The organism is Exiguobacterium sp. s16, assembly GCF_018618115.1.
Classification (GTDB): domain Bacteria; phylum Bacillota; class Bacilli; order Exiguobacteriales; family Exiguobacteriaceae; genus Exiguobacterium; species Exiguobacterium mexicanum_A.
Map to the genome: position 1 here is coordinate 131,669 of NZ_JACSLM010000006.1, position 26,292 is coordinate 157,960.

At 51.8% G+C, this 26,292-nt stretch carries 26 protein-coding genes; 10 read left to right on the forward strand and 16 right to left on the reverse strand.

Features of this window, described 5'->3' with window-relative positions:
* Positions 1–53: 53 nt before the first annotated feature.
* Positions 54–2,552: a bifunctional lysylphosphatidylglycerol flippase/synthetase MprF gene (gene mprF / locus KNP86_RS11915; protein WP_214754470.1), complete on the forward strand. Its 2,499-nt coding sequence runs from the start codon at positions 54–56 to the stop codon at positions 2,550–2,552.
* Between the two features lie 47 nt (positions 2,553–2,599).
* On the opposite strand, the gene KNP86_RS11920 is transcribed toward mprF, so the two are convergent.
* From KNP86_RS11920 to KNP86_RS11950, 7 genes are all read right to left on the reverse strand, one after another.
* Complete coding sequence (locus KNP86_RS11920; protein WP_214754472.1) at positions 2,600–4,990, reverse strand: carbohydrate binding domain-containing protein; 2,391 nt, start codon at positions 4,988–4,990, stop codon at positions 2,600–2,602.
* Between the two features lie 243 nt (positions 4,991–5,233).
* Entirely contained in the window at positions 5,234–6,406 is a 1,173-nt protein-coding gene (gene tnpB, locus KNP86_RS11925) for an IS200/IS605 family element RNA-guided endonuclease TnpB (protein ID WP_214754474.1), read from the reverse strand.
* Between the two features lie 138 nt (positions 6,407–6,544).
* Positions 6,545–7,117 (reverse strand): DUF1349 domain-containing protein, encoded by a 573-nt coding sequence (locus KNP86_RS11930; protein WP_214754476.1) that lies wholly within the window; start codon positions 7,115–7,117, stop codon positions 6,545–6,547.
* Positions 7,089–7,631: an NUDIX hydrolase gene (locus KNP86_RS11935; RefSeq protein WP_214754478.1), complete on the reverse strand. Its 543-nt coding sequence runs from the start codon at positions 7,629–7,631 to the stop codon at positions 7,089–7,091. Before KNP86_RS11935 ends, KNP86_RS11930 begins: the two co-directional genes overlap by 29 nt.
* 43 nt (positions 7,632–7,674) lie before the next feature.
* Positions 7,675–8,628 carry a PD-(D/E)XK nuclease family protein gene (locus KNP86_RS11940; RefSeq protein WP_214754480.1) on the reverse strand — a complete coding sequence of 318 codons (954 nt, stop codon included), beginning with the start codon at positions 8,626–8,628 and terminating at the stop codon, positions 7,675–7,677.
* A gap of 14 nt (positions 8,629–8,642) precedes the next feature.
* Positions 8,643–9,134: an LURP-one-related family protein gene (locus KNP86_RS11945; RefSeq protein ID WP_251130511.1), complete on the reverse strand. Its 492-nt coding sequence runs from the start codon at positions 9,132–9,134 to the stop codon at positions 8,643–8,645.
* Between the two features lie 67 nt (positions 9,135–9,201).
* A complete protein-coding gene (locus KNP86_RS11950; RefSeq protein ID WP_214754484.1) occupies positions 9,202–9,867 on the reverse strand; it encodes an HAD family hydrolase in 666 nt (221 codons plus the stop codon).
* 147 nt (positions 9,868–10,014) lie between these two features.
* Here KNP86_RS11950 and KNP86_RS11955 point away from each other — a divergent pair, with 147 nt between their 5' ends.
* Complete coding sequence (locus KNP86_RS11955; protein WP_214754486.1) at positions 10,015–10,458, forward strand: hypothetical protein; 444 nt, start codon at positions 10,015–10,017, stop codon at positions 10,456–10,458.
* A gap of 55 nt (positions 10,459–10,513) precedes the next feature.
* Here KNP86_RS11955 and KNP86_RS11960 read toward each other — a convergent pair whose 3' ends face one another.
* The 5 genes from KNP86_RS11960 to KNP86_RS11980 form a co-directional block, all read right to left on the reverse strand.
* Entirely contained in the window at positions 10,514–11,881 is a 1,368-nt protein-coding gene (locus KNP86_RS11960; RefSeq protein WP_214754488.1) for an alkaline phosphatase, read from the reverse strand.
* Between the two features lie 176 nt (positions 11,882–12,057).
* Positions 12,058–12,708, reverse strand: coding sequence for a FusB/FusC family EF-G-binding protein (locus KNP86_RS11965; RefSeq protein WP_214754490.1), 651 nt, complete (start codon positions 12,706–12,708; stop codon positions 12,058–12,060).
* Positions 12,709–12,839: 131 nt separating this feature from the next.
* Positions 12,840–13,106 carry a CD3324 family protein gene (locus tag KNP86_RS11970; protein ID WP_214754492.1) on the reverse strand — a complete coding sequence of 89 codons (267 nt, stop codon included), beginning with the start codon at positions 13,104–13,106 and terminating at the stop codon, positions 12,840–12,842.
* Between the two features lie 273 nt (positions 13,107–13,379).
* Entirely contained in the window at positions 13,380–16,154 is a 2,775-nt protein-coding gene (locus KNP86_RS11975) for a glycoside hydrolase family 3 C-terminal domain-containing protein (protein WP_214754494.1), read from the reverse strand.
* Positions 16,151–17,230, reverse strand: a complete 1,080-nt coding sequence (locus KNP86_RS11980) for an alpha/beta hydrolase (RefSeq protein ID WP_214754496.1) — start codon at positions 17,228–17,230, stop codon at positions 16,151–16,153. Before KNP86_RS11980 ends, KNP86_RS11975 begins: the two co-directional genes overlap by 4 nt.
* 154 nt (positions 17,231–17,384) lie before the next feature.
* On the opposite strand from KNP86_RS11980, the gene solA reads away from it, so the two are divergent.
* Together solA and KNP86_RS11990 are read left to right on the forward strand one after the other, a co-directional pair.
* Positions 17,385–18,524, forward strand: coding sequence for an N-methyl-L-tryptophan oxidase (solA, locus tag KNP86_RS11985; RefSeq protein WP_214754498.1), 1,140 nt, complete (start codon positions 17,385–17,387; stop codon positions 18,522–18,524).
* 99 nt (positions 18,525–18,623) lie between these two features.
* Positions 18,624–20,069, forward strand: coding sequence for a DEAD/DEAH box helicase (locus KNP86_RS11990; protein ID WP_214754500.1), 1,446 nt, complete (start codon positions 18,624–18,626; stop codon positions 20,067–20,069).
* Positions 20,070–20,276: 207 nt separating this feature from the next.
* Here the strand turns inward: KNP86_RS11990 and KNP86_RS11995 are convergent, their stop codons facing one another.
* Positions 20,277–20,705: a hypothetical protein gene (locus KNP86_RS11995; RefSeq protein ID WP_214754502.1), complete on the reverse strand. Its 429-nt coding sequence runs from the start codon at positions 20,703–20,705 to the stop codon at positions 20,277–20,279.
* Between the two features lie 24 nt (positions 20,706–20,729).
* Entirely contained in the window at positions 20,730–21,923 is a 1,194-nt protein-coding gene (locus KNP86_RS12000; RefSeq protein WP_034780348.1) for a DUF4317 domain-containing protein, read from the reverse strand.
* Between the two features lie 255 nt (positions 21,924–22,178).
* Between KNP86_RS12000 and KNP86_RS12005 the strand changes: the two genes are divergently transcribed.
* Both KNP86_RS12005 and KNP86_RS12010 read left to right on the forward strand, forming a co-directional pair.
* Positions 22,179–22,811 (forward strand): HNH endonuclease family protein, encoded by a 633-nt coding sequence (locus KNP86_RS12005; protein ID WP_214754504.1) that lies wholly within the window; start codon positions 22,179–22,181, stop codon positions 22,809–22,811.
* A 19-nt stretch (positions 22,812–22,830) separates the two neighbouring features.
* Positions 22,831–23,073, forward strand: a complete 243-nt coding sequence (locus KNP86_RS12010; protein ID WP_214754506.1) for a hypothetical protein — start codon at positions 22,831–22,833, stop codon at positions 23,071–23,073.
* 29 nt (positions 23,074–23,102) lie between these two features.
* On the opposite strand, the gene KNP86_RS12015 is transcribed toward KNP86_RS12010, so the two are convergent.
* Entirely contained in the window at positions 23,103–23,576 is a 474-nt protein-coding gene (locus KNP86_RS12015; protein ID WP_214754508.1) for a peptide-methionine (S)-S-oxide reductase, read from the reverse strand.
* Between the two features lie 105 nt (positions 23,577–23,681).
* On the opposite strand from KNP86_RS12015, the gene KNP86_RS12020 reads away from it, so the two are divergent.
* The 3 genes from KNP86_RS12020 to KNP86_RS12030 all read left to right on the forward strand — a co-directional run bounded on the left by KNP86_RS12020 (position 23,682) and on the right by KNP86_RS12030 (position 24,890).
* Positions 23,682–24,200: a hypothetical protein gene (locus KNP86_RS12020; protein ID WP_251130512.1), complete on the forward strand. Its 519-nt coding sequence runs from the start codon at positions 23,682–23,684 to the stop codon at positions 24,198–24,200.
* A gap of 1 nt (position 24,201) precedes the next feature.
* On the forward strand, positions 24,202–24,399 hold the full coding sequence (locus KNP86_RS12025; RefSeq protein WP_214754510.1) for a hypothetical protein: 198 nt from the start codon (positions 24,202–24,204) through the stop codon (positions 24,397–24,399).
* 119 nt (positions 24,400–24,518) lie between these two features.
* On the forward strand, positions 24,519–24,890 hold the full coding sequence (locus tag KNP86_RS12030; protein WP_214754512.1) for a VOC family protein: 372 nt from the start codon (positions 24,519–24,521) through the stop codon (positions 24,888–24,890).
* A 58-nt stretch (positions 24,891–24,948) separates the two neighbouring features.
* On the opposite strand, the gene KNP86_RS12035 is transcribed toward KNP86_RS12030, so the two are convergent.
* Entirely contained in the window at positions 24,949–25,611 is a 663-nt protein-coding gene (locus tag KNP86_RS12035; protein WP_214754514.1) for a DUF4230 domain-containing protein, read from the reverse strand.
* Positions 25,612–25,874: 263 nt separating this feature from the next.
* Here KNP86_RS12035 and KNP86_RS12040 point away from each other — a divergent pair, with 263 nt between their 5' ends.
* Positions 25,875–26,189 (forward strand): hypothetical protein, encoded by a 315-nt coding sequence (locus KNP86_RS12040; RefSeq protein WP_214754516.1) that lies wholly within the window; start codon positions 25,875–25,877, stop codon positions 26,187–26,189.
* Positions 26,190–26,292 lie beyond the last annotated feature (103 nt).

Genomic DNA, 26,292 nt, shown 5'->3' on the forward strand with positions numbered 1-26,292 from the left:
ACGCGACTCGATTGAGTACACTTTAGCTAATCAAGTCAGAAGGAGTACATACGATGCAAAAGCGATTTTCCTGGAAACAACTGAAATGGTTGCTTCCATTCCTATTGATTGGACTGATTCTTTATCAGAGCGGCCAGGAGCTCCAAAACCTGTCGCTCGCCGCGGCGTTTCAAACGTTAGAGGCGTTGACAGGCTTCGAACAAATCGCCTTGATCGGACTCGGCCTCGTCGCCGTCTTGACGATGACCGGATACGACTACTTTTTACTGCGCTCGCTCGACGTCCATATCCCGCTCTCGAAGCTGCTTCGCGCGGCATGGATCACTAACGCGATGAACGGCATGATCGGGTTTGGCGGCGTCATCGGCATCGCGCTCCGGACGTCGCTGTATCGTCCATATACGGACACGTTGCGTTTGCTTCGGGCCATCGGTTGGATGACCCCGACGCTCATCAGCGGCTTGTCGTTGCTTGCCGCAGGCGTGCTGCTCGGGCTCTTCCCGGCTAGCGCGCTCACCGAAACAAAACAGTGGATTTGGCCCGTGCTCCTCGCGACACTCGCCGTCCTACCGCTCTATATCTATGTGACGCGGAAGCGGTCGAACTTAGATTGGTCGACATTGCTCGGCTATATCGCGACGTCGCTCGCCGAATGGGTGACCGCCGGACTCGTCGCCTTGTATGCCCTGCATTTTCTCGGAGGCGAAGCACCGCTCGCGGCCATGATGGGCGTCTTCATCGTCGCGACCATCGTCGGGGTCGTCTCGCTCGTCCCGGGTGGTGTCGGTTCGTTTGATCTATTATACCTCGTCGGGATGACCCAGCTCGGTATCGACCAAGAGATCGTCTTGTCTTCCTTGATTGTCTATCGCTTCGTCTACTTCATCGTCCCGTTCATGATCGGCCTGTTCTTGGCGGCGCTCGTCTTCGGGGACCAGGTCGTCAAACAGATCGAGTATAAGCCGATCATCGGGTCGTCCTATGAAATCGGAACCGTCGTCTGGCGCATCGTGTCGCGCACACTCGCCAAGACCGGACGGCTCGCCGGAAGCCTGATCGCATTGATGACGAGTCTCGTCTTGTGGTTCCAGACGCTGTTACCGAGCGTGTCACCGCTCTATTCGACCGCCCTCTGGTTACAGTGGGTCGGCACGCTCGCGCTGTTCACCGCCGGTCTGTTGACGCTACTGACCACGTTCGGGATGTACATCAGGACGAAACGCGTGCTCTGGCTCGTCGGCGTCGCAGTTTTCATTGCCAGTATCGGTGTCATCGCACGCGGCTTCAATCTGTTTGAAGCGTTCGTCGTCGGTGGGTTCGCCTTGTTCGTCTGGTTGACCCGGACCCAACACAAACGCTATCGCTCCATCGTGACCGTCAGCCGTTTCGTCCGCAACGTCGCCTATGTCGGCCTCTACGTCGGCACGCACGCGTTCCTGCTGCAGTCGTTCAGTCAGACCGACACGATTTTCTTCGACCCGGAAGCTGCCGCCGGGTTGAGCCTCGCCGCCGTCGTCTTGTCCGGACTGCTGTTGATTGGCATCTTCACGCTGTTCAACCGGTTGAAACGTCCGAAGCTCGGCACGTCGTTCGAACCGTCCCGCTTCGCGGCGTTTCAAGCCACGCATGCGACGACGAGCACGTTCGATTTGGCCTATATGAACGATAAGCTCGTCTACTATGGGCCAAACGACGAGGCGTGTCTCTTGTTCGCTGAATCCGGCAATCACGCCATCGTCCTCGGGGATGTGCAAGGAGCGCGAGACGCCGCATCACACCTGTTGCTCGCCTTTATCGAAGAGACGGACCGGCTCGGCTATATCCCGCTCTTTTATCAAGTCACCCCGGACTGGATGCCGCGCCTGCACGACGCCGGTTTCACGTTCTTCAAACTCGGTGAAGAGGCGACGGTCGACGTCGCCACGTTTTCGCTCACTGGTAAAAAGCGCGCCAACATGCGCTCGCTCCATAATCAATTCACGAAGCGGGGCTACACGGCCGACATCGTCATGGACCCGTCGCCCGAGCTGATTGCGTCACTGCACGGCATCTCGGATGATTGGCTCGGTAATCGAGGCGAGAAAGGGTTCTCGCTCGGCTTTTTCAACGAGCAGGCCTTGTCCCACTATCCGGTCGCCCTGCTTCGTGACGAGACGGGAGAAGTCGTCGCCTTCATCACGTTGCTCCGCGGCAGTGACACCGTCTCCATCGATTTGATGCGCTCTCACGGTGACGCCCTGCCCGGATCGATCGAAGTGCTGATTCTGCATGTGATCGAGTGGGCTCGGGCCAATGACTACGCCCATGTCGGTCTCGGCATGGCACCGCTCGCCTCGGTCGGTGAGCAACCGTTCGCGTACTGGCCGGAGCGAATTGCGGCCGACATCTTCGAGAACATCAGTTACATCTATCCGTTCAGTGGACTCCGTCAGTTCAAACACAAGTTCAAACCGACGTGGGAAGCCAGATATTTGGCCATCCGCAAGCGACGGAAGTTACTCCCGTCCTTGATGCGTACAGCACGGCTGATCAGTCGAAAACGAGAGTCTTAAACGCAAAAAAAGCGTCTCGCATGCATGCGAGGCGCTCTTATTTTCGATTATTTTACGGTCACGCTGACGTTGTCAATCGTCACATCGTGCGCGCCGAGCGGCGAGCCGTCCGTGCGGCCGAGCAAGAATTTCATTGCTGTCATGTCCGTCTGGCCCATAACAAACTCGAACTCATATGTGTTCGTCTCAGGAGTGACTTGGACGATTTCGCTCAAGTAACGCGTATATGCCGCGTTCTCGATCGTCACTTCCATGTTGCGGGCCACTGTCGACGAAGCATCAAAGCGTACGACGTACGTTTGACCTGCATGCAACTCGAGGCCGCCTTGCTCCATGAGCACGCTCCATGGCTCTTGTCCTTCTTGCGTGATTGACAACTGAGCCGCCTCGTTCACCGCTTCGACCGCCGCTTGGGCGTCAAAGTGGACGTACGAGCCCCAATGCGTCAACCCTTCTGTGAACGAACCGTTCTTGAGCGGTGAAGGATCGACCTCAATCGGTGTCACATCGAATAATTGCACATCATCGAGTGTGATTGTGCCTTTGGTAGAGCCGAGGACAAATTGGAGTTGGCTCAACAAGTCCGTCTCTTGTCCCATCGTGAATGGAATCTCGATTGCTTTGAACTTACGTGTCAACGACACGTCTTGGAGCGGGAGATACGCGTCTCCGTCCAATCCGTTCAAGCCGACTTGAAGCGATTTGATGCGTTCTGACTTGGCGTTGAAGCGGAGCACGTACTCACGGCCTTCTGTCAATTGAATGCCGTTTTGGACGAGTGTCGCCGGTTGGCCTTTTTTCTTGTTCGTGACGAACTCAAAATGACGGGCTTCCTCGTCAACTGTGCCTGTCCCTTTCGTCGCGCCTGGGTCGAACTGCCAGTACGTCAACCGGTCCATCGCCCCTTGGTCGAACGTGCCGTTATAGACGTGGTTCCCGTCTCCGAGCACCGGTTTCGTCGCATTCGGGTCGAGTGCTTCACGCGGTGTCTGTTCGACACGGACGTTCCCGATTTGAACGCCTGCCGTGCTGAGTCCGACGTTGAACTCGAGGCGTGCCGCGAGATCTGTGTCTTCCGTCATGTCGAACGTCATCGAGTACGTCTGGACGTCGGTCGTCAAATCGAACGAGCCTTCATCCGAATACTTGGCGTAACCGCGGTCTGGTCCGCCGCCGACTTTGACAGCAATCGAACGGGCCGAGTCGGCACTCGCATCGAACGTCACTTTATAGTGACCGCCTTTGCCGAGTGACACGTTTTGAATCAATTGGTGCGAGTAAGGCTGACTGCCGGCTTGCGTGATCGAGATATCCGCGAAGCGTGAACCTGCCTGCTCAATCACGTCGATGGATCCGGCCCCACCAAAATCGGGTAACGCCACATAGTTCCAATTCACAGGGTCGAGCGTCTGCGAACCGTTCGTCACGGTCGTGATTGGCTCAGTGTAATCTTGATCGTAGACGAGGTTGCCGTCTTCAGTCGGTTGTTTCGCTCCGTCCGGAAGCACGATTGTTTCATCCGTATACACCGGTTCGACCGCTTCGCGATAGTCGCGGTTTTTCAAATCGAAGACGCGGACATAATCGACTTTCATCTCGGCCGGGAATGGTGTCGTCGCATCGACGTCTCCATCAAACCAACCGCCGACGGCCAAGTTCATAATCAAATAGAAGTTTTGATCGAACGGTGCCGGATAGCTATATTTTGTCGCTTGGTTCAAGCCTTTCGAGTACCAATCGTTTTGAGTCTGGTACAATTCCCCATCGACGTACCAGCGCAACTCGCCGGGTTCCCACTCGACCGCATATGTATGCCATTTGTCGATGCCGTCGCCTTCTTCAAAGTGATAGTCTTTACCCGTATATTTATTGTTCGGCCAGTTCTCGCCGTAATGGATCGTTCCGGCGACCTTATACGGCTGACTGCCCCATGATTCCATGATGTCGATTTCACCAGACGCGGCCCAGGCACCGTAGCGGTCCTGTTCTGGCAACATCCAGAACGCCGGCCATAGCCCTTTGCCAGTCGGGAGCTTCGCCCGCATCTCATAGCGGCCATACGTTTGACTGAACTTGCCTTTGGTTGTCAACTTCGCCGACGTGTAATCGTATGACCCGAGTTCGTCTGTCACTTGTTCTTTTTTTGCACGGATGACGAGGTTCCCGTTTTTTACGAAAGCGTTTTCGTTTTTGTCCGTGTAAAATTGCTTCTCATTGTTTCCCCAGCCTGGTGTGACCGGCGTACCGTCTTGGTCCTTCAACCAGTTCCCCGTGTCAAAATTCCACTTCGTTTGGTCAATTTTTGATTGGTTGAACTCATCCGACCAGACGAGCTTCCATTTCGTGTTGTCTTTTTTCTCCGGTTTTTCGGCAGATGCGCCTTGTGCGGCTGACAAGACAAGACCGGTCCCGAGTGCAAGTGCGACCCATTTCTTCATTACATTTCCTCCTTTGGCATGAATGAAGGCAGGGACGACGCAATCGACCTTGCCTCTGTAAGTGACGTACAAATTGAAAACGCTTTCCGAAAGCGCTTTCGTTAATTACATTATAAATTTTTCCCATACCTAGATTCAACCATTTTCTTGAAGTGAAATGAAAATGACTTGAACTACCCCCACCTACGCTTCGCTTGGAGGTGGAGGATTCCTGGGTCATCCGGTCTGACGACCGGAACCTGATCAGGCTAGCCCCGTCGTCCCGACGGTTGAAGAGGCCAGGATGCGCTCGGCCTCGCGTTTGAGGTTCAGTCCTGCGTTCACATCGCGGTCGTGATGAATCCCGCAACCCGGGCATGTCCACTCGCGCAGACCGAGATGCTTCACGTCCTTGTGTCGATGGCCACAACTCGAACAGAGCTGGCTCGAGGCGAACGTTTTTCCGACCTTCACGACGGTCTTGCCGTACCAGTCCGCCTTGTATGCGAGCATGCGGAAAAACGCCGACCAACTGACCTCGGAGATGGACTTGCTCAGCCGGCGATTTTGTTGCATATCCTTCACCAGCAGGGTCTCGATGCCGATGACGTCGTGGTTTTTGACGATCTCGGTCGATACCTTGTGCAGGAAGTCGGTACGTCTGTTGGTGATCTTCTCGTGGATGCGGGCGACCTTGCGCTTCTGCTTCTGGTAGTTCTTCGCCTCGGACAGCTTGACGTTCTTGTTCAGGGCGATGAACCGACGCCGCGACAGCTTGCGCTGCTCGCGGGCGAGCTTCTTCTCGAGCGAACGGAAGTGTCGGTCGTTTTGGTACACCGTGCCGTCGGACAGGACGGCGAAGTTTTTGAGTCCGACGTCGACGCCGACGGTTGAGCCGGTCTTCGGCAGCTCGTCGATCACCTGCTCGACGCATAGGGAGACGAAGTGTTTGCCCGTCGCGTTCCGGCGGATCGTCGCGCTAATGATCCGGCCCTCGACAACCCTGGAGTTGGCGAACCGGACCCACTTCAGCTTCGGCAGCTTGAGCTTGTTCCCGACGATCGACACCTCAGGAAGTTGAGACTTGCCTTGGATGTTGGTTTTGTAGGATTGGACCGGGTTCCGTTTCGACTTGAACCGGGGCCGTCCGTTCTGTCTCTTGAAGAAGCGGTCGCACGCCTCGGCCAGGTGCTTGACGCTCGCTTGGACAGAGGTGCTATCGACCTCCCTCAGCCAGTCGAACTCTTGCTTGAGTACAGGGATTTTTTTCGAACAGGAGCCGTAGGACAAGCCTTTTCCTGTCGCCTCGTAGGTCTCTTCCCACTTCGCCAAGAAGTGGTTGAAGACGAAGCGTGAACAACCGATCGTCTTGGCGATCAGGACCTCCTGCTCTCTTGTCGGATAGATCCGGAATTTATACGCTTTATGCTTCAACAAGATGTTCACCTCCTCTAGGTATTTATACCCAAAAGAGAGGTTGGCGATTCATAGCCCACTTTCACTAGGGCTTCGCCCGCGACGTTTAGAAGCGGGAGTATTCTCGCCTAATTTTGATAAAAAGCATCGACTGATGACTCAAGTCGTTGCTTCCGTAACGATCCAATCTGAAATCGTGACCGTGAATCCAGGCGCCTCCGTATCCGGACTACAGGCGTACGGTCCGACGCGTAACGTCGACACGTCGTGGAGATGGGCAATCCGCAACTGCTCACGCGTACCATCCTCGTATTCGAAGAACACCTCGATATCCCCATCTGTATAGACGAGTTCGAACGTCAACCGTCCTTGTATGTCCTTGTTCGGGAAATCGCGCGTTGACCAATCCGAATAACCAAAGGACGTGACGACGGCCCCGAGGTGTGACGGTCCGTCCGGGATGTACTCGACGGACGTCTTGAGCCAATGGTCGTCGTTGACGTACAACAGGATGCCGGCCTGATCGAATGTATGGCTCGGCCCCATCTGAATCGTCGCTCGGCACGTGAAGCGTTCGGCCGAAACGTCCGTAACGAAAGCGTGCGCTGTCATCCGGTTGAAGCCGTAATGGGTGTTCCGCCAAAAGTCGGTGTCTGGTAACGTCTGGAACGTCAGGCGCTCACTTGCATTTACTTCATCCGGTTCATTGATCCACGTGTACGGCTGCCACATGATTGATTCCTCCCCACTGTCCTCGCATCGCGAACAATAATGGAATCATCCCCTCGTGATATGGGATGAATTCACCTGAACGGATCATGTCGAGGATGGTCCTCTCATCCGCCCACTGCACGGCCTGCACTTCTGATTCCTGAAGCGTCAGGCTATCCAAATCGACTTCAGCCTCGACGAGATAGATGTCGTCGAAGCCTTCGTCAAAATTGACCGTCAAATGCGGTCGCGTCTCCGATAAATCTAGTCTTAGCCCAATCTCTTCTTCAAGCTCGCGCATCGCCGCCTGTTGGCTCGTATCGCCGACCGTGGCGCTGCCCCCGACGGTGATGTCCCACATGTTCGCCCAACCGTCCTTGAACGGCTGGCGTTGCTGAATCAACATCTGTCCGTCCTTGTTGAAGATGCAGACGTGGATGACGAGGTGATAATCACCTATCTCGAGACGGTTGCCTCGTTGCCACGTCCGCCCCGTCTTCTTACGGTCCACATCATATACATCCCAAAATTCCATCGTTCTATCCCCTTATCTGGCAAACATTTATGCATATGTTCATTCAATACATATATTCATACTTTTTTAACTCTTTCACGGTTGCTTGTAAATCTAAAAATCCATATTCATTCGTTTGAATGTAGTTTGGTCTCTGGGCAATGGTTATCGTTCTCCCGCTCCTAAGCCGAGAAGGGCGATTAAGTTCAAGACCATTGGTAAGAGCATAAGCAAAAATATTACTCATGACTCGATCTCGTTCTTGTTTTAAATCGACGCCGTTTGTTATTTCAAGTTTGACTGTTAAGATATGTTGCTCAAGTAATAAAAAATAGGGGTTCTTCGCCTTATTCATCCACCAGAATCCCCAAAATCCTCCTCGTGGATTTGAGACTTTACCCCACTTTCCACCCAAATCGGTTTGGATAGCTTGATAAAAACCTTGCCACGAGTAGTCGCTCCACTCTAGGACTGGCAAAAATTCAAATGAATTGTATTTTTGCTCTAGCTCTTTTAGATGGTTCAGGTAATCAATATAAAGTGGGTGTGTTACACCATTCGACTCACCCTTCCTAAGTATCATCAACATATCTTTACGCGAAAAGAGATTAAACTCAGAAGCATAAATCGTTGAATAATTACTTTGCTCACCAATCTTGTAATAAATGCAGACTTGTTGTTTCCCCTCTAACCTTTTTCTTAATTGTTCCCTATACTTATTTAATTGATTAGAATGTTCTGATGTGAACGTTTTATCCTCAATTAGTAAAGCGATGCAATCGTTGAGGATAACAAGAATGTCCAAACCCTTGACTTGCCTTTCAATTGTTATAGATTTAATATTTCCAATCGACACGTTTTGTTTCGCACACATTTTTTTAATTAGCTCTACTGCGCTTTGATGGAGTTCCGGATTTATATAAAACAAATCTGGCCGACTCCATTCCATGAACCAACATAAAAATGCATCTTGTGATAATTCACTGGTAGCATATTTAAACAAATTTGGCGTCTCCACCTTAGATTTCCCCTTTATGTTGCTGCACTCGCTGCTGCTTGATCTGATTTGACGCAATCGATGGCGACGACGATTGAGATGAGCAGGTGCTCCATCGTCTCGTCCATCACTTGAATCTCGTAACTGTCACCCCAGGACAGCCATTTCTTTTGAACGCTGCCGATGACTTGACCGTTCTGCATCACTTGGAAGTCCATGTCCCACCAATCGCCTTGAATATCGATCCCGGCCGCATCGATCGTGTAACGCGGCTTGAACAACGTGAACTCTTTCGAAATCGTCATCGTATCCTGACCTTCGACATCGACATAAAATTTCGGCAAGAAACTGAACGTCTTTTTCGTAATCGTCGTAATCTCGTGACCGTCCTTGTCTGAAATCGTGAACGACTTCGGTAGCTTCATAAAGCTTCCTTCGACGACATACAAATCGTTCTCATCCGCGTCCTTGATGGTGAAACGTCCGCGCAAGCTAAACACTTTCTGTTTCATATAGAGCGTCTTCATTGTCATCCCTCCGCTTAGGTATTGTACCTTCTATACGAGACAATACCCGAAAACGATTCAGATTCGTTCAACGAGAAACGTGACGCGTGGCGAGAATGTCTAGAATCTCTGCCAATCCATCAATGATATGATCGGCTTGTCGCAGCTCGTCGTCTTGAGAAAAATAGAACCGACATCCGATGGCGATGAGACCATTCGCTTTGGCCGCTACAATGTCGGAAAGACGATCACCGACGACGAAGCCGTCTTGAATGTCGTATTCCGCTACAATCTGAGCGACCAAATCACCTTTATCGAGCGTCTCGATTTGCTCAATGCTATACGTTTCCGTGACCCAACGATTCAATCCATAATGCGACACGATTGCCTCTAAGTATGGGATGAGGCCATTGCTCGCGATGAATATTGTGTGCCCCATGGCGCTCAGTTGCTCCAAGAGCGCTGTCACGCCCGGATACAAAGCGCCGTTCCCGCTCTTAATGTTCTCGACGAGACGCATTAGGAAGTACGTATCGGTCGCTTCTCGCACTGCTGTCTCGTGGTACGGGAGTAACGTCTCCCACACGACAGGCAACGGCACCCCCATGATGTTGCGATACGTAGCAATCGGCGTCGCACCTTGCCATTGTCCTTCGTTTCGCAACCGTTCAAACGCCTCATCGAGCGCTCGTTCTAAAATCGTTTCCGTCCGAAACAACGTTCCGTCCATATCAAAAATGACCGCTTGCTGCATCGTGAATCCCCCTTCATGAATCGAACATATTGCCTCTCTATCATACGATGCTTTGCTCGCGACGCCTTACTTTTTTATCCAGTCAAATCAGACGAGATATTCTTTGGTATGCTGAGAATAAATAATCCATCTGGAGGTGAGCCCTAGATGCCCCCACATCTTTCAATCGACATTGAGCTCGACTCGTTGACTTATGACGACCACATCGTTGGCAATATCGCCTTCGTCATCGATTTTCATGATTATTTCCCGGGACAAGGCTGGTCTGATTTCGTTGCCGTCGTCTTGAAGTGGTGGGTCGACAGTTGCCGGGCCCTCTTATTCGCGCCGTTGCATGAAACCTATTCGTTCAACTTCATGGACGGTCCAATCCGTGTCGAGGCTAGAAAAGTGACCGCTACCGAAGTCGAACTCATCTTCCTGAAGGACAATCAGGAGAAAATCGAGATGGGCATTGTGCCTATCGAAGACGTGAGGACGGCCATTGTCAAAGTGACTCGTCAGTTCATCAACGCCGTGGACCGACTTGGCTGGAGAAACGAGGACGTCGAGACGTTGCGGCACGCAATTAAAGCGTTACATACAAACTAAATCCAACTAAAAAGACGACACGGCAACTGCCGCATCGTCCTTACACTCGTTCTACTTATTTGATTTTCCCACGGTTCTCCAACAGCTCAAAAATGCGCGCGGCTTGATCCGTGTTATCAATCATGCCCGTGAACTGCTCTTTTTGAGGACCGTACGCATAGACTGGCACGTCATCCCCGGTATGACCGTCCGTCGTCCAACCCGTCCCTGAACGCGTGTCAAAAATCTTTTCAATCGCGTTGTCGATCTTCGTCACGTCTTTCGTCTCGGCAGCCTGTTGGACCGATTTGATTTCCGCATCCGTCAAGTCGAGGTCGATCCATTCGTTCAAGACGGCTTCGACGTCTTGACCTGACTCGATCTGCTTCGCCATGAAGTCCGGCGTGCGTTTCGCGGCTTGGATTGGAGCCGCATCCCAATTATAGTTCCCGTCCGAACCGATTGAGAAGCCACCTGTCGAGTGATCGGCCGTGACGATGACCAACGTCTCGCCGTTCTCTTTCGCGAATTCCTCGACTTCCTTGAACGCATTCTCAAAGTCTTTCATCTCACTCATCGCGCCGACGACGTCGTTGTCATGGCCTGCCCAGTCGATTTGACTGCCTTCGACCATCAAGAAGAAGCCATCTTTGTCATCCTGTAAGCGGTCGAGTGCTGACGTTGTCATGTCGGCCAAGCTCGGTTGGCTGTCGTCTCGATCGATCATCTTGTCGAGTCCGACCTCGGCGAATAGACCGAGCACTTGTTTATTGTCGTCCTGCTTCATCTCTTCTGCCGATTTCACGTAGCTATACCCGTCTTGTTCAAACTGCTTCGCAATATTGCGGTCCGAACGTTCGAAGAAATCAGTCCCGCCGCCCAACATGACGTCAATTTTATGTTCCCCATTGATTAAGTCATCGTAGTAATCGTTGGCGATGGCGTTCTCGCTCTTGCGCTCTTCCTCATGGGCACCGTACGAGGCCGGTGTCGCATGCGTGATTTCAGATGTGGCGACGATCCCGGTCGACATGCCGTTCTCTTTCGCTTGTTCAAGAACGGTCTTCACATCGATTTTATCGTTATCGACCGCGATGGCATTGTTATACGTCTTGACGCCGGCGCTCATCGCTGTGGCCGCTGCCGCAGAGTCTGTGACGTTCTCTTCTTCATCTTCAGGATATGTTGACTGTAGTCCGACCAAATGCGGATCAAACGCCGTCTGTGGCATGTCCACACCTTCCGTATCGTTCATATAACGGAGTGCCGTCGTATATGGTACGCCCATACCGTCACCAATCATGAAGATGACGTTTTTCGCTTTGCCATTCTTCCCTTCCTTCGCCTGTACTTCGACTTCTTCCTGTTGCATCCCGATCAACCCGCCCAGTGCGAGTGTCGATACGACCGCCAATGGAATCACTTTTTTCATCGATTTTTTCATGTCCTTAGTCCCTCCCGAATGTGTACTGCTTGTGCTGACTTTTGTAGACTAAAGGAAATTTGTTAAGATGCTTTTTCAAAATCGCGTCAATCGTGTATGGGTTTTGTAAAGGCGAAATCACGTCATCTCCCATTAAACCCAATATAAAAGGACCGACGCATGGTCGATCCCAAAACTTATTCTTTCAATGCCGTTTCGACGAACGTCATCAAGGCGTCGAGATTCGTCATGTTTTCGTTACAAGAAGCACTGTCTGTACAGATATACGTCCCAATCGCTTTATAATAGTCAGGATTTTTAGCTTGTTTCGCCTTTGTGACGGTGACACAATACGAGACTTCTGCCAACTGATTACAGAAGGCACAAATATTTCGTTTCGTATTCGCGCTTGCCTTGCATTCGATGCCAATCAACTGATGATCCTTCTCGCAAAGGATATATTTCCGATTGGAACGCAGGTCGTTCCAGCTCAGATAGGAGGTCCGATTCATAGGAAGTTCCGTTACATCTGGCAATCTTAACTTTTTCTGTTTTGGAAACATTTTTTTCACTTGTGGTTCCGACACTTGCGGAAACGATCGGACGTGAGGCCTTAACCCATCTATAAACCCGTCATAGGCTTCGTCGGTTTGCAATGTTGATACGTCCAGCATGGCAAGCTGAGTTGGTGTCGCTTCAGGAAATAAAAACGCAAGTTTGGCATTGGCCAAATCGATGACGGCTTTTAACACGGAAGGTGGTAAGCTTTTCTTTCGGCTATCTCGAATCAGCTCGACTTGTTCTCGAATGAAATTAAATTGGTGGTTCGCAATAAAACGTTCTTGCATATTCAGTCATCCTTTCTCAATCCTGACTTCTTTCAGTGTAAAGGATTTCGGACGACCCGATTGCACCGACTTTGACTTAGAATTGTTTTATACAAAAACGGCACAGTCGCAACCATGCGCTGTGCCGTTCATCAATGTGAAGCGTAGACGATTTTCCGAATGGTCGTGACCGCCAAATGATAGTCAGCGGCCAACTGCTCGACCCGAGCCCCTTTCGCAAAGGATGTTCGAATCGCTTCATTTCGCTGTTCTAGCAGCTGTTTCCCACCACTGACCGTTCCCCAGCGCTTCTTGTTTTGACCGGTCCGCGGAACGTAAAGTGTCTCCCCTTGGACGTATCGTTGAACTTCCTGAAGCAACTTCTCCGGAAGAATCTGTTGCGCATTTACATACTTCATCTCTGCTCGCTCCTTATTCAAAATCCGACAATAAGGAAGCAAAGCCGTCGTGGTCACACGATTAAGCGATCAAATGAAACGTTCTGCCCCATGCAAATGATCGCCCTTGTGACAACTGGCTTTGCATGAGTGATTGAAGACTTAGAAAATCTCAAACGATTTTCCACGTATATGCGCCCCCCTTTCTACTCACAAGATGTTGACTCCATTATACAAAATAGCTCGTGATGTGTGAAAGGCGGGCGGACGTATACGATGAAGCGCTCTGATCCATTAGCCGTTTTTCATGCTGAACGAGTCCGCGAGCGTGAACGTGATATCTTTCACGTCGAGACCGCCGAGCGCGAAGTAGAGCTGCAAGTAGTTGTGTTGGTTCAGGAAGAACACTTGCTTCGTCTGCGTCACCCATTCCCCGTCCGTCCCGTTGAACGTGAACGTCGGGCCCGGGATGTTGTTGGCGAACAACGTGACCGGCATCTGCGCGAGCTCGCCCGCATCCGATTTCGCCGTGATCGTCACGTCGTACGTACCTGTCTCGTCGACCGAGACAGCAAAGACGTGCGTGTTCCCCGTCGATGTGTCCGCGTCACTCAAGCTGACGGCCTCACCACTCTCGAGGTGGCGGTACGTCACATCGAAGTCGATCGCCTGTCCGGCTTCCTCGTCGAGCCCGATCACCTCGACCGAACCGTCGTGGATGCCCATGAGACGTTCCATCGCCGGAGACTGTAAGACGAAGCGGCAGATGTTGGCCGCACTCCGTAACAGTTCGCCACGCGTCAACGTGCCCGCTTCGAGTGCCGCACCCGTGTTATCGTCGAACGAGTTCGTGTCCGGACGGTCGACGACCATATACAAGTCGTTCTGTGACTGGACCATCGCCGCCGTGTTCTGGCGGTTGGCCGGCTCATCTTCGTGATGGTTCACTTTCGCCCACCAATCGGTCATGACGATGCCTTCAAAGCCCCACTCGTCGCGAAGCACTCGCGTGTTTTGATCGTAAAGCCCAGCCGTCCAGACGCCGTTGACGGCGCCGTACGTCGTCATGATTGACGTCGCCTTGCCTTCTTTGACGGCCATCTCGAACCCTTTCAAATAAATCTCACGCAGCGCCCGCTCCGAGACGATCGAGTCGATGTCATGGCGGTGCGCCTCTTGGTTGTTGGCGCTGAAGTGCTTGAGCGTCCCTGTCACGCCGACGCGATGCATCCCGTTCAATTGGGCGATTGCCATCTTGCCGGTCACGTGCGGGTCTTCTGAGAAGTACTCGAAGTTCCTACCGTTGAGCGGATTGCGGTGGATGTTCATCCCTGGTCCGAGGAGTGTGTCGACGCGATTCTTCCGCATCTCGAGTCCGGTCATCTCGAACAGGTCTTCCACCAATTCGACGTTGAACGTCGAGGCGAGGAGCGTCCCGTTCGGAAGGGCGAACGCCTTCGTCCCAATGTCCATCCGGATGCCGGACGGGCCGTCCGCGCAACATGCTGCTGGGATGCCGAGGTCGTTCAAGCGATCCGATACCCCACCGAACGCGGCGGCCGTCCCCGGTGTCACGCGCGGCGAGTTCATCCCTTGTCCACGAACGATGCAGGCGAGGTCTTCATCCGTCAACTGATCGAGGAACGTCTCGAGTTCGGTCTTACCTGCGTAAACGTCCTTCAGTGTTAAGCCGTTGTCACCGACGTAGTCGCGCGAGAGCGGACGTTCGGCGAGATAGCGTGCCTCGACATCGACCGCACGGAGCGGCGTCGGCACGTATTCGACCAAATAGCCATTCTCACCGACGACCGGCTTGATGCGGTCGAACGGAGTGACCGGGGCCATGTTCTCGCTGAGCGTCTCGACGACTTGTTGGGCATTTACTTCATACGCGAACACCGGTTGGGCCGAACGAACGTCGGTCCCGAGGTGAAGCGTGTAAGTGCCGGCCTCGAGAACAAAGCTTGATGCGTGCCCGGTCGCCCCGTTGTCGTCATAGCTCGCAAAGTCCGTGACCGGGACGCTGAGCGTGAGCGTCTCCTGCGCGCCTGGTGTGAGTAAGCCCGTTTTCTTGAAGGCGACGAGTGCGCGGGCCGGGTTGCCAAGCACGCCTTGTGGCTTCTCGACGTAGAGCTGGGCGACTTCTTTCCCGTCCACGTCACCGGTGTTCATGACATCGACCGTCACGTCAATGACGCCGTCCTGTTCGCTCGCGCTCACGACATCGGTCGTGAACGTCGTGTATGACAAGCCGAAGCCGAACGGATAGAGCACCGCGTCCTTGGCGAACGTCTCGAAATAACGGTAGCCGACATAGATGTCTTCTTGATAGATCCCTTTGTCCGCATGGCCGAAGTTTTTCGTCGACGGATAGTCCTCAATCGATTTGGCAATCGTATCGGTCAACTTCCCAGATGGCGTGACCGCGCCCGTCAACACGTCGATGAGTCCGGTTCCACCCTCCAGTCCGCCTTGCCACGCGTAGAGGATCGCGCTCGGTTGATGCGCCCAGTCCATGTCGATGATATTGCCGACGTTCAAGACGATCGCTGTCTTCGTGAACGTCTTCGATACTTTCTCAATCAACGCCCGTTCGATGTCCGTCAGCAAGTAACTGCCCGGGTCGGCCGTATTGTCACGGTCTTCCCCAGCTGTGCGCCCGATAAAGATGAGGGCCACGTCCGACTGCTCCGCCGCTTCTTTGACGAGGTCATCCGTTACCGTCATCTCAGGCTGTGACCACGGTTCGCCGGCCCAGCCGACGCCTTGGTCGAACGGATTCGCCTCGACCCATGTCTCGTACGTCTTGAGAAGCGAGTCGTTCAACTGAATCCCTTCCGTCGCCTGAAGCGCCTCGAGCGGGCTCGTCACGTGCGAGACGTTGACCATCCCGCCAGAGCCTGTGCCGCTCTTGTAGTAGTTGAATTGACTTCGTCCAAAGACCGAGACGGTCGTCCCAGGTTGAATCGGAAGTGTCGCCTGCTCGTTTTTCACGAGGACGGCCCCTTCCGCGACGGCTGTCCGCGCCAATTGTTTATATGTATCCCAGTTCAATGTGTAAGTCTTCATCGTGTCATCTCCTTCATTCCATTTGCGATTTCGGTCATGCAGTCTTCGGCTTGCGGGAAGTCGCCGAGCTTGTCCATAAACGCGTGATCCATTCCGCGGTATTGAATAAATCGTGTCTTCACACCGGCACGCGCCAGTTTCCTTGCGTATGCCTCGCCTTCAAGGCGCAGATAGTCGTACTCGGCCGTGATGATGAGCGCCGGTGGCAAACCTGCCACATCCTCGGCGAACAACGGGGAGACGAGCGGGGCGGTCAGTTCGGCCTTGCCTTGTAAATACACATGGTTGAGCAGACCGTCCGAATCCCCGAGCGCCATGACGACGCCACGAATCAAGTCGTGGTTGTGCTTAATCTCATAATCGTCGAGTTTCCATTCGTAATCGTCTGTCGGGATCGAGCCGAGATTGACGACCGGATAGACGAGCGCTTGATAGCTAATCCGATTCAGCCGTTTGGTGCGGTCGAGCAGACAACAGGCCGTCGCCAAGTTGCCGCCGGCACTGTCGCCGGCGACGGCGATTCGATCGTTCCGTACATTCAGCTCGTCGGCCTGCTCGTATACCCATTCAACCGCTCGGAAACAGTCGTTCAGTCCAGCTGGAAACGGATGCTCCGGCGCGAGTCGATAATCGACCGAGACGACGAGCGCGTTCGCTTTCTCCGCCAGCAGCTTACACGGGTTCTCGACCGTATCGAGTGTCCCACCGAAGAAGCCGCCGCCGTGGAAGAACACGATGGCCGGTAAAGAACCTTCCGAGCGCGGCCGATACAGACGCGCCGGGATGTCCCCGTCCGGACTCGGAATCGTGACGTGCTCTGTCGTGATGTCTGTCGTCGTCACATCCCAGTTCGGCCAGCCCATGCTGGCACGCGCCGATGCCAAATCGAATGACGTCTCCGACTCGGCTGCGGCATAGCCTTTGATGACGGCCAACACGCGCGGGTCCAAATCTCCGCTGACATCCGAATCGGGAATCGGTTTGATGATTGTTTCGACACGGTCTATTGTGTGGGCTTGTCGAGCTGTCTCGAGCTGTTCTATCAATACACGATACGTCTCACGTGAATTCAACATGATATGTAGTCCCCTTTTCATAGGCAAAATTGACACGTAGATTCAATTCCCTGATTCCTTACTGATTCGTCCTACTCAACAAGAAAAAATTGACAATTATCCAGCTTTTCCATACCATTCTACTAATGCTCCAGTAGAAAGGATTGATGTCCATATGTCACAACCAGTAAGATACGACGTCGCCGTCATCGGGGCCGGCACGATGGGCATGGCCGCAGCGGCCTATTTGTCCGAACGAGACGCCAATACGCTCGTCATCGATGCGTTCGACCCGCCTCATAACAAAGGCAGCCATCACGGGGACACCCGGATGATTCGCCACGCCTACGGGGAAGGTCGGGCGTATGTCTCGCTCGTCCAACGGGCCCAAACGCTATGGGAAGAGCTCGACCGTACGTCGCAGTATCCAATTTTCAAGAAAACGGGCGTGCTCGGTCTCGGGCCACGCGACTCGGCGTTTTTAGGCGAGACGATTGCCTCGGCCGAAAAGTATCATTTGCCGCTCCAACTACTATCGAAACAAGACGTCGAGGCGCGCTGGCCTGGAATTTCAGTCCCAGACGACTATATCGGTTGTTATGAGACCGAGTCGGGACTGCTCTACAGCGAGAATGCGATTCGAGCGTATCGCGAGCGGGCCACCGCAAATGGCGCCGAGCTCGTGATGAACACGCCCGTCAAGTCGCTTTCCTTCAATTCGGACGGCGTCACCATCGTCACGTCTGAGGCGACGTTTTACGCTAAGAAAGTGATTGTCACAGTCGGAGCATGGGCGAAGCAGTTACTTCCTGACATATCGCTCCCGCTTCAACCGACCCGGAAAGTCGTCGGCTGGTTCGACGCGGACGAGACACTTTATTCGGATGCGACGTTCCCGTCGTTCTTCGTCGAGGACAGTGACCGGATGTTCTATGGATTTCCAAGTCTTGACGGGGCTGGACTCAAAGTCGGACGGACTGACGGCGGTCAGGCCATCGACCCGAACCTACATACACAAGACTTCGGTCGCTATGAAGCCGACGAGGGCGATTTGCGTCACTTCCTCGCGACGTATATGCCAGAAGCGAACGGCCACTTGAATCAAGGCAAAACGTGCCTGTACACGATGTCGGATGATCATGATTTCATCGTCGATTTTCATCCCGAGCATCCCAATGTTCTCATCGCCTGTGGCTTCTCCGGTCACGGTTTCAAGTTCGGCAGTGTCATGGGCGAAGTGTTGAGCCAACTCACGCTAGACGGACAGACACCGTTCGATTTGAGCGGCTTTCGTCTTGACCGTTTTCGTGCATGAACGACGAACCGCTTCGTTTCGTGTATAATGAAGCGTAATCCAAATTGCTAATGAAAATTTCTCGAATAGAAGTTTCTTACACGAAAATGAGGTAAACCTATGAATCAACCAAGCTTTTCAGACTATCGCCTAAGCGAAGATATCCAACGTGCGCTCGGCATCATGAAATACGAATCACCGACCGAGGTCCAACAGAAAGTCATCCCGCTCGCACTCGAGCGTCAAGACTTGGTCGTCAAAGCCCAAACCGGCAGCGGGAAGACCGCAGCGTTCGGTATTCCGGTCACGGAACTCATCGAATGGGAAGAAAACAAGCCGCAAGTGCTGATTCTCACACCGACGCGCGAACTCGCCGTCCAAGTCCGTGAGGATATGACGAACATCGGTCGTTTCAAGCGCATCAAGGCGACTGCCGTTTACGGCAAAGAACCGTTCTCGAAGCAGCGTGATGAATTGAAACAGAAGACGCACGTCGTCGTCGGGACACCAGGACGCGTCATGGACCACATCGAACGGGAGACGCTCGTCCTCGATAAAATCGATTATTTGATCATCGATGAGGCCGACGAGATGTTGAACCGCGGTTTCCTCGCTGACGTCGAGGCGATCCTCCAAGAATTGCCGCGCGACCGCGTGACGATGGTGTTCTCAGCGACGTTCCCGAACGACATCGAGCGTTTATGCCAAAAGCACATGAACGAACCAATCCGTGTGGCTATCGAATCGAGCGGTGTCACCGCTTCGACGATCGAACATGGCTTGATTGAAGTGCGCCGCGAAGACAAGCTCGCCGTACTGAAAGATTTGACGGTCGTCGAAAATCCAGACAGCTGCCTCATCTTCTGCCGGACGAAAGAACACGTCGACACGGTGTACAGCGAACTCGATCAAGCCGGTTACTCGTGTGAACGCCTCCACGGTGGCCTCGAGCAAGAAGACCGCTTCGCCGTCATGGAAGGCTTCAAGATGGGCAACTTCCGTTATCTCGTCGCGACCGACGTCGCAGCGCGCGGAATCGACGTCGATAACGTCAACCTCGTCATCAACTATGACGTGCCGATGGAAAAAGAGAGCTACGTGCACCGGACCGGACGCACAGGCCGTGCCGGCAACGCCGGAAAAGCGATCACGCTCGCGACGCCGCATGAAGGCAAGTTCGTTCGCGCCATCGAAGCGTTCATCAAGTTCGACATCCCGGAAATGGATGCACCGACTGAAAGAGAAGTCGCGCGCAACCAAGCCGCTTTCGAAGAGAAGTTGAGCGGACGACGCGTCGTTCGCAACAACAAGACGGCCCGCATCAACCAAGACATCATGAAGCTTCACTTCAGCGGCGGGAAGAAGAAAAAACTCCGCGCCATCGACTTCGTCGGTACAATCGCCAAAATTCCTGGTGTGACGGCAGACGATATCGGTATCATCACAATCAACGACCAAATGACGTACGTCGACATTTTGAACGGCAAAGGCTCACTCGTCCTTCAGGCGATGGAATCAACGCCAATCAAAGGGAAGAAGTTGAAAGTGAGCAAGGCGAAAAAATAATCATCCATCAGACCTCAACGCCTCTCCACATGGAGAAGGATTGAGGTTTTTTGTTGTCCTCACTCATCCCGAAAGCGCTTTCGATAAATTTTAAAAAAATAAGACTTACCGAGAGAACGCTTTCAAGAGCATCATACCGATAACCGTTCCGAAATTCAACTATCCTCACGTGATTGACAAAAAAAGGCTCAGACCAATGTCTGAACCTTAGTCTTCCAAATGAAGAAAATCAAACTTATTTTCTTGGATTGAACTATGACTCCTCTGACGGATGTGCGTCCCATCCTCGACAATATACGTGTATTCCGCGTCCGGTTCTGTTGAGAACGTGACGAACAGCGTGTATGGGTTCATACTCTCAAAGCCGTCCGTTCCGTAGGGGATGCTTTCAATCGTGACCGTCTCGGCCGGATAGCGCGACTCAAGATACGACTCAAGCGCTACGATGTCTCGATCAATCTGATGATTCATCCAATATGGGCGGACGAGGTAGAACACCCCATAGGTGATAACGTACGCAACGGCGAGCACTCGCATTGCACGCCGCCATTTCCCACGAAATAAAAAGGAAGTGGCGACAATCAACAAGAGGATGCCGATTGCCGTCATCCATTCAAAGATGTCTAAAGGGTGCACCCGCTCGCCTCCGTCCGTTTAAAGTCAGTCCAACAGTTCTTCCGAGATCAGCTTGAATCCTTCGATTTCCGTGTCCTCTTCTAGTTCGATTAACAAGCACCGTTTCCCTTTCACGTTCACTTGTCTCACGTACTTCAAGTCTTGTGGACTGATCGAGATATTGGCGACTTTCGTATTGATTTTAATCGACTTCGATGTGTATTTCGGGACGACACTGCTCGCCTTCATCTCGTATTGTCGGTCGTCGACGACTTGTTGGAACGCCGCCTCGACTTTCTCCGTCGTCACGTCCTCGACGCCGCTCGCTTTCAAGACAACCTCCACAGTGCGGGCGTCAATCATCGGCACGCTCTCTTCCTCGTCCTCGCGTTCTGCTTCGGCGAGAATCATCTGGTTGATTTCATCGTAAACGGTAGCGAGCGTCCCCACGTTCACTTCTTCGCCGATAACGGTTTTGACGACTTCTTCGAACATCGCCTTCTCTTCGACCGCCGTCACAATCTCGGTGCCATTCAAGACGTTCTCGATAAAGCCGAAGTCTGGTTGATGAGCCTTTTGCGCGGCGTACAAGATATGGTTGACGTCGGCCGCGTTGTCCGTGAAGCACGGGAACATAAAGCCGCCGATCGGGGCATCGAGTTTGATGACCGGATTGATGAAGATGTTCGACTTGAACTCCCGCTCGATATAGTCGAACACGAGCGACTGTTTCGGGAGCTCGGTCTGATTGATGCTGCATAGGATGAATCGTGACGTCCATACCTCGTCGCGCATGTCGATCTCCGTCTCCTCGGAATGACGACGCGTCGGCTTATTGTATTTGAAGCGGATGAACGTGACGACCATATCTTTCTCGAACGGCGCCTCCTGGACCATCTTGAGCGCGATCCGCTGCATCATACCGGCCCACTCTTCAATCTCGTCGGTCCGGAGCGCCTCATAGAGCAATGTCTGCGTATGGTCGGTCTGCCCAGCTTCCGGGTGCTGGAACTTCACTTCGAACAGCTTCTCGTCGATTTTGCCACCGAGCACTTTCTTGAAATTGGCGAGGAACAACTCTTGATGCTCCTGCTCGACGAACGGGAACGAGCGTAACTCCTCGTAAAAAATCTCGTTGCTGTCTTGGCGAATATAAATATTATAAATGTCAGCGATTTTGACCGCTTCCGCATTCAATTTGAAATGCTTCCGAATCGCCGCGATGTCTTTTTGATTCATGGCGTACCACTCCTTCGTCCTTTACTACAAACCGCCTTCATTATACCAATAGTTGGTGCCTACGCGTATGTCAGTAGTGCTAAAGCCGGGACGTCTGATGTCATGTATCATGTCCCTGACCTCAAGTTTTATAATCGTTAGATTCATTTTTCGTAAATTTGCGTATTTCTCACTTCCTTGCCATGTATATTCGAGGTGCATCGTGCGTTTACGATGCACCTCGTCCAGTCGTCATACATAATAGGAGGCACAAACATGCTTAAAAAATGCATCAGTTCGTTATTCGCCATCATCTTGGTCATCACAACGCTTCACTTCACGACGCCAACCGCTTCGGCGCTCCCACCAGGTATCCCATCTAAGTCAATGGCGTTATCTAAATTAAACGCCTTGACGGTGAAAAATGAAGGGTCGATGACCGGCTATAGTCGTGACTTGTTCCCCCATTGGAGTAGCCAAGGGAACGGGTGTAACACGCGGCACATCGTCTTGAAACGCGACGCCGACTCGGTCATCGATGAGTGTCCGGTCACCACCGGTAAGTGGTACAGTTACTATGACGGCATCACATTCACATCAGCGTCTGACATCGACATCGATCATGTCGTACCGTTAGCCGAAGCGTGGCGCTCAGGCGCAAGCAGCTGGACGACGACGAAGCGTCAAAGCTTCGCCAATGATTTGAATGGGCCGCAGCTCATCGCCGTCTCGGCCAGCTCGAACCGTTCGAAAGGGGACCAAGACCCGTCGACATGGCAGCCGCCACGTACCGGTGCGCGCTGTGCCTACGCGAAGATGTGGGTCGAGACGAAGAGCCGTTGGGGCCTCAGCCTCCAATCCACAGAAAAGACGGCCTTGCAAACGGCCATCAATGCTTGCATCTATTGAGTTTTGAAAGGAGTTCGCTATGAACCAGCACTCTTCAGTATTTAAAGCCTCCCACGGCGTCATGACCGAGGAAGTCGGCGTCATCAGTGGAGAACTTGAACTACGGACGACATGTCAGGAAGACGGCACGCTCGAGCTCGCCATCACGTACGTCGGGGCGGCCGAGTGGTATACGTTACCGGGGAAAGATTACAAACTGCATGACGTGCGTGACCACGAGGTCGTGCATCGCTTGCTCGTGAACGTCCTCGAGCGCGCATAACAAATGAGCCGACACGGCATCGTGTCGGCTCATTGTTTGTACTTCTCTAATAATGTCTTCGGGATATGGCAGTAATCGTCCGGACATCGCTCAAGCCTGTCTTGATGCTCGTCCGCGCTTCGGACGTAGTTCGTGAGTGGCAATACCTCGACCGCGATTTTCTCCGCATCGCTTCGGTTGTCGATCAATGTGCGTGCGACTTCCAAATGGTGTGGGTCTGCACTATAGACGCCGGTCCGATACTTTTCGCCGACATCTTCGCCTTGGCGATTGACGCTATACGGGTCGATGATTTCAAATAAGTAATTCATCAACTCCTTCATCGTGACGATGCTCGGATCGAACGTCGTTTTGACGCATTCGGCGTAGCCGTCATATGCTCCGTCAAGCGCATCCGTCGCCCCGTTCGCTCGTCCAGCCTCTGTTTCGATGACACCGGGTAACGTCTTGATGAACGCCTGGACGCCCCAGAGGCATCCTCCCGCTATATATACCGTTTGCATCCAATCCTCCCCTTAAAATTTTAGTCAATAATTCCCACGATTAGGTAGAAATGCGCTACGATAAACTCAAATCTTTTATCGGTGAACAGATATGGGGGACTTATTTTGAAAAAACTTATGTGGACCACCTTTTGGACCATCACCATCGTCGCAAGTTTGTATTCTCTCACGACGGGAGAGTCGTTCGTCTCGATGAGCCAGTCTGTTTCGGTTGACCATCAAGAGATGGAGCGCTACTTGACGACCGAAGTGATGGAAGCGAACTTCGGCGGTGACGTGTGGACGTCATATCAAATTCTCGACACGAATACGACGAAAAATGAGGTGTACGTCTGGGCGCTCATCCAAGAGTACGTGCAAGAAGGTGATCGCTTCGAGCAAGGTTCGGGCATGTCCGTCCCCCTTGTATTATACCTTGACGACGATGAAGAATCATTTACGATTCAAGGTCATCGGTCACCGCGTGACGGCTCGTATTATCCGACCGATTTATGGACCATGTTCCCGGTGCATGTTCAACTCGCGATTTCTCCACATCCGGACGGGATTGTCACCAAATTACATACGCAAATGGAACAAAAGCTTTCGCAAAGCCAGCACGCGAAAGACGGAAAGGAAGATTGACTTGAAGATTACAAAACGCGCGATGCTCATCTCGACCGCGCTTCGCCTCTTGTATCTCATTGCTACGTTCGGAATCGGCTTCATCCGCACGCTCAACTATACACCCGACATCATCTCCGAGGCGGACAACGTCACCATGCTTCAAAACGAGGTGACCATCGGGACGACTGGGTCGCCATTGTTCTACGTCTTCGCATAGATTGGTCTTGCCGTCCTTCTGGCGCTCGGGATGTTCACCGCTCAACGGATTCGCCAAACGCGTTAAACAAGAATACATTCGCTACACGGTCACAGATGCCACTTTAGGAGGGATATCGTTTGAATCTTATTCAGCAAATCAGACAAATCTATGTACCGGTGCACGACTTGGATCGCGCGGTACGTTTCTATCGGGACACGCTTCAACTTCCGCTCTTATTCCAAACAGGCAACCTCGCCTTTTTAGAATGTAGCGGAGTGCGGCTCATGCTGTCGCGTCCCGAGAATGAAGAATTTGCGAAAGCGAGCTCTGTGCTATATCTCCAAGTGAACCATCTCATCGAGGCGTATGAACAGCTTTTGGCGAAAGATGTTCAGTTTATCGACGAGCCGCACCTCGTCGCGAAAATGGAGAACCTCGAGACGTGGATGGCTTTTTTCAAGGACTCTGAGGGTAATACGCATGCGTTGATGAGTGAGATTGTTTCGTGATTTGACAACAAGCAAAAAGGAGATCTATAGCATCGCTGTTTAGATCTCCTTTTCTTTATTATTCAAAGGTTACACTTACTTCATAACCAAGGTTATCAAAGAAACCAGTTAAGAATTTTTTAGCATTTTGTTCCGCTGTAACTAATAAACCAATCTCAACAGCCTCATCCTTAATATTTTTTTGTGCCTTCTTCATTAAATCGGTCCCCTCGTCAAATGTAACTTCTCCACGAAGGAATCCTTCATCTGAAACATAGGATACGTCATTCATATCGATTGCCGGTTCTTGAAGAAAACTTGCCTTGGGTAAGACGATATCTAATTTCTTTTCCTCTTCATTAACGTCAATGTCTTCAGACGTTATTTCTTTCAAATCAACTCCTGCTATGACTGTACCAGGAACAATAAGTAAAATTTTTTGTTTTGTTCCGGCTAAATTAAATGGCAATTTTATGCCTAACAACTCATTATTCTCTTCTTCAATAGTTGTCTCAAGATGCGCTTCAGCCGTTGCAAGCGTCGCGATTTCACGAATTTGATTAACTGTCACAGAGCTTTTATCCTTAGATGCATTTCCAACGAAAAACCAAGTTGCCATTGAAGCGAGAAGCACGAGAAGAAATGCACTACCTATAATTTTTCCGTACCATTTTCTTTTATTAGGCTCTCGTTGTTTTGATGTACGTGCAAATTGTGATGACTCTTCACTTCTTTTGTCCATTCGATTTTCCCCCTGCACTATTAGTGGTTTTCGTTTTGGCCACTCACGGATTCAACTTTTCTTCTTTGAAATTATCAATGATTTGTCATACAGTAATTTGAAAATTTGATACTAGATTTTATATGTAAACTTTTAAATATCTATGGATAAATCATACTATTTTTAATATAAAAAAAGGAGGAGAAATTTAGTATCTGACATTTTTCTTCTCTTACTTTAATACTGACCAAAGATTGATTTTATCAGCAAAAGAGGAATAGCCGATGACATATATCTGTCCCATATGCGGGTTTGATGGATTAGACGAACCTGCTTACAACGAATTTCATGATCCTTCATTTGAGATTTGTCTATGTTGCCAATTTCAATTCGGAGACGACGATGACGTCGAACTTGAAAATGGCTTGTTTATGAAACGAGAAGAGACTCACGCGATGTATCGCCAAGCATGGATTGCAAAAGGGGCCCCGATCTTCATGCCTAAATATTATCCGCAACAATTCCAGTCCGATGGCGCAGTAATGAAAGAACACTTGATTGAACAACTGAAAAATATTCGTCTTTTCAAGGCAAAATAAAAGGTTGATGAGCGTTTAATCTGTACCCTATGTAAAGGACATTTTAAAAAAAGATCACGCTGCTTGAAGGAGATGATTCCTGTACTGTACAGGAGTCATCTTT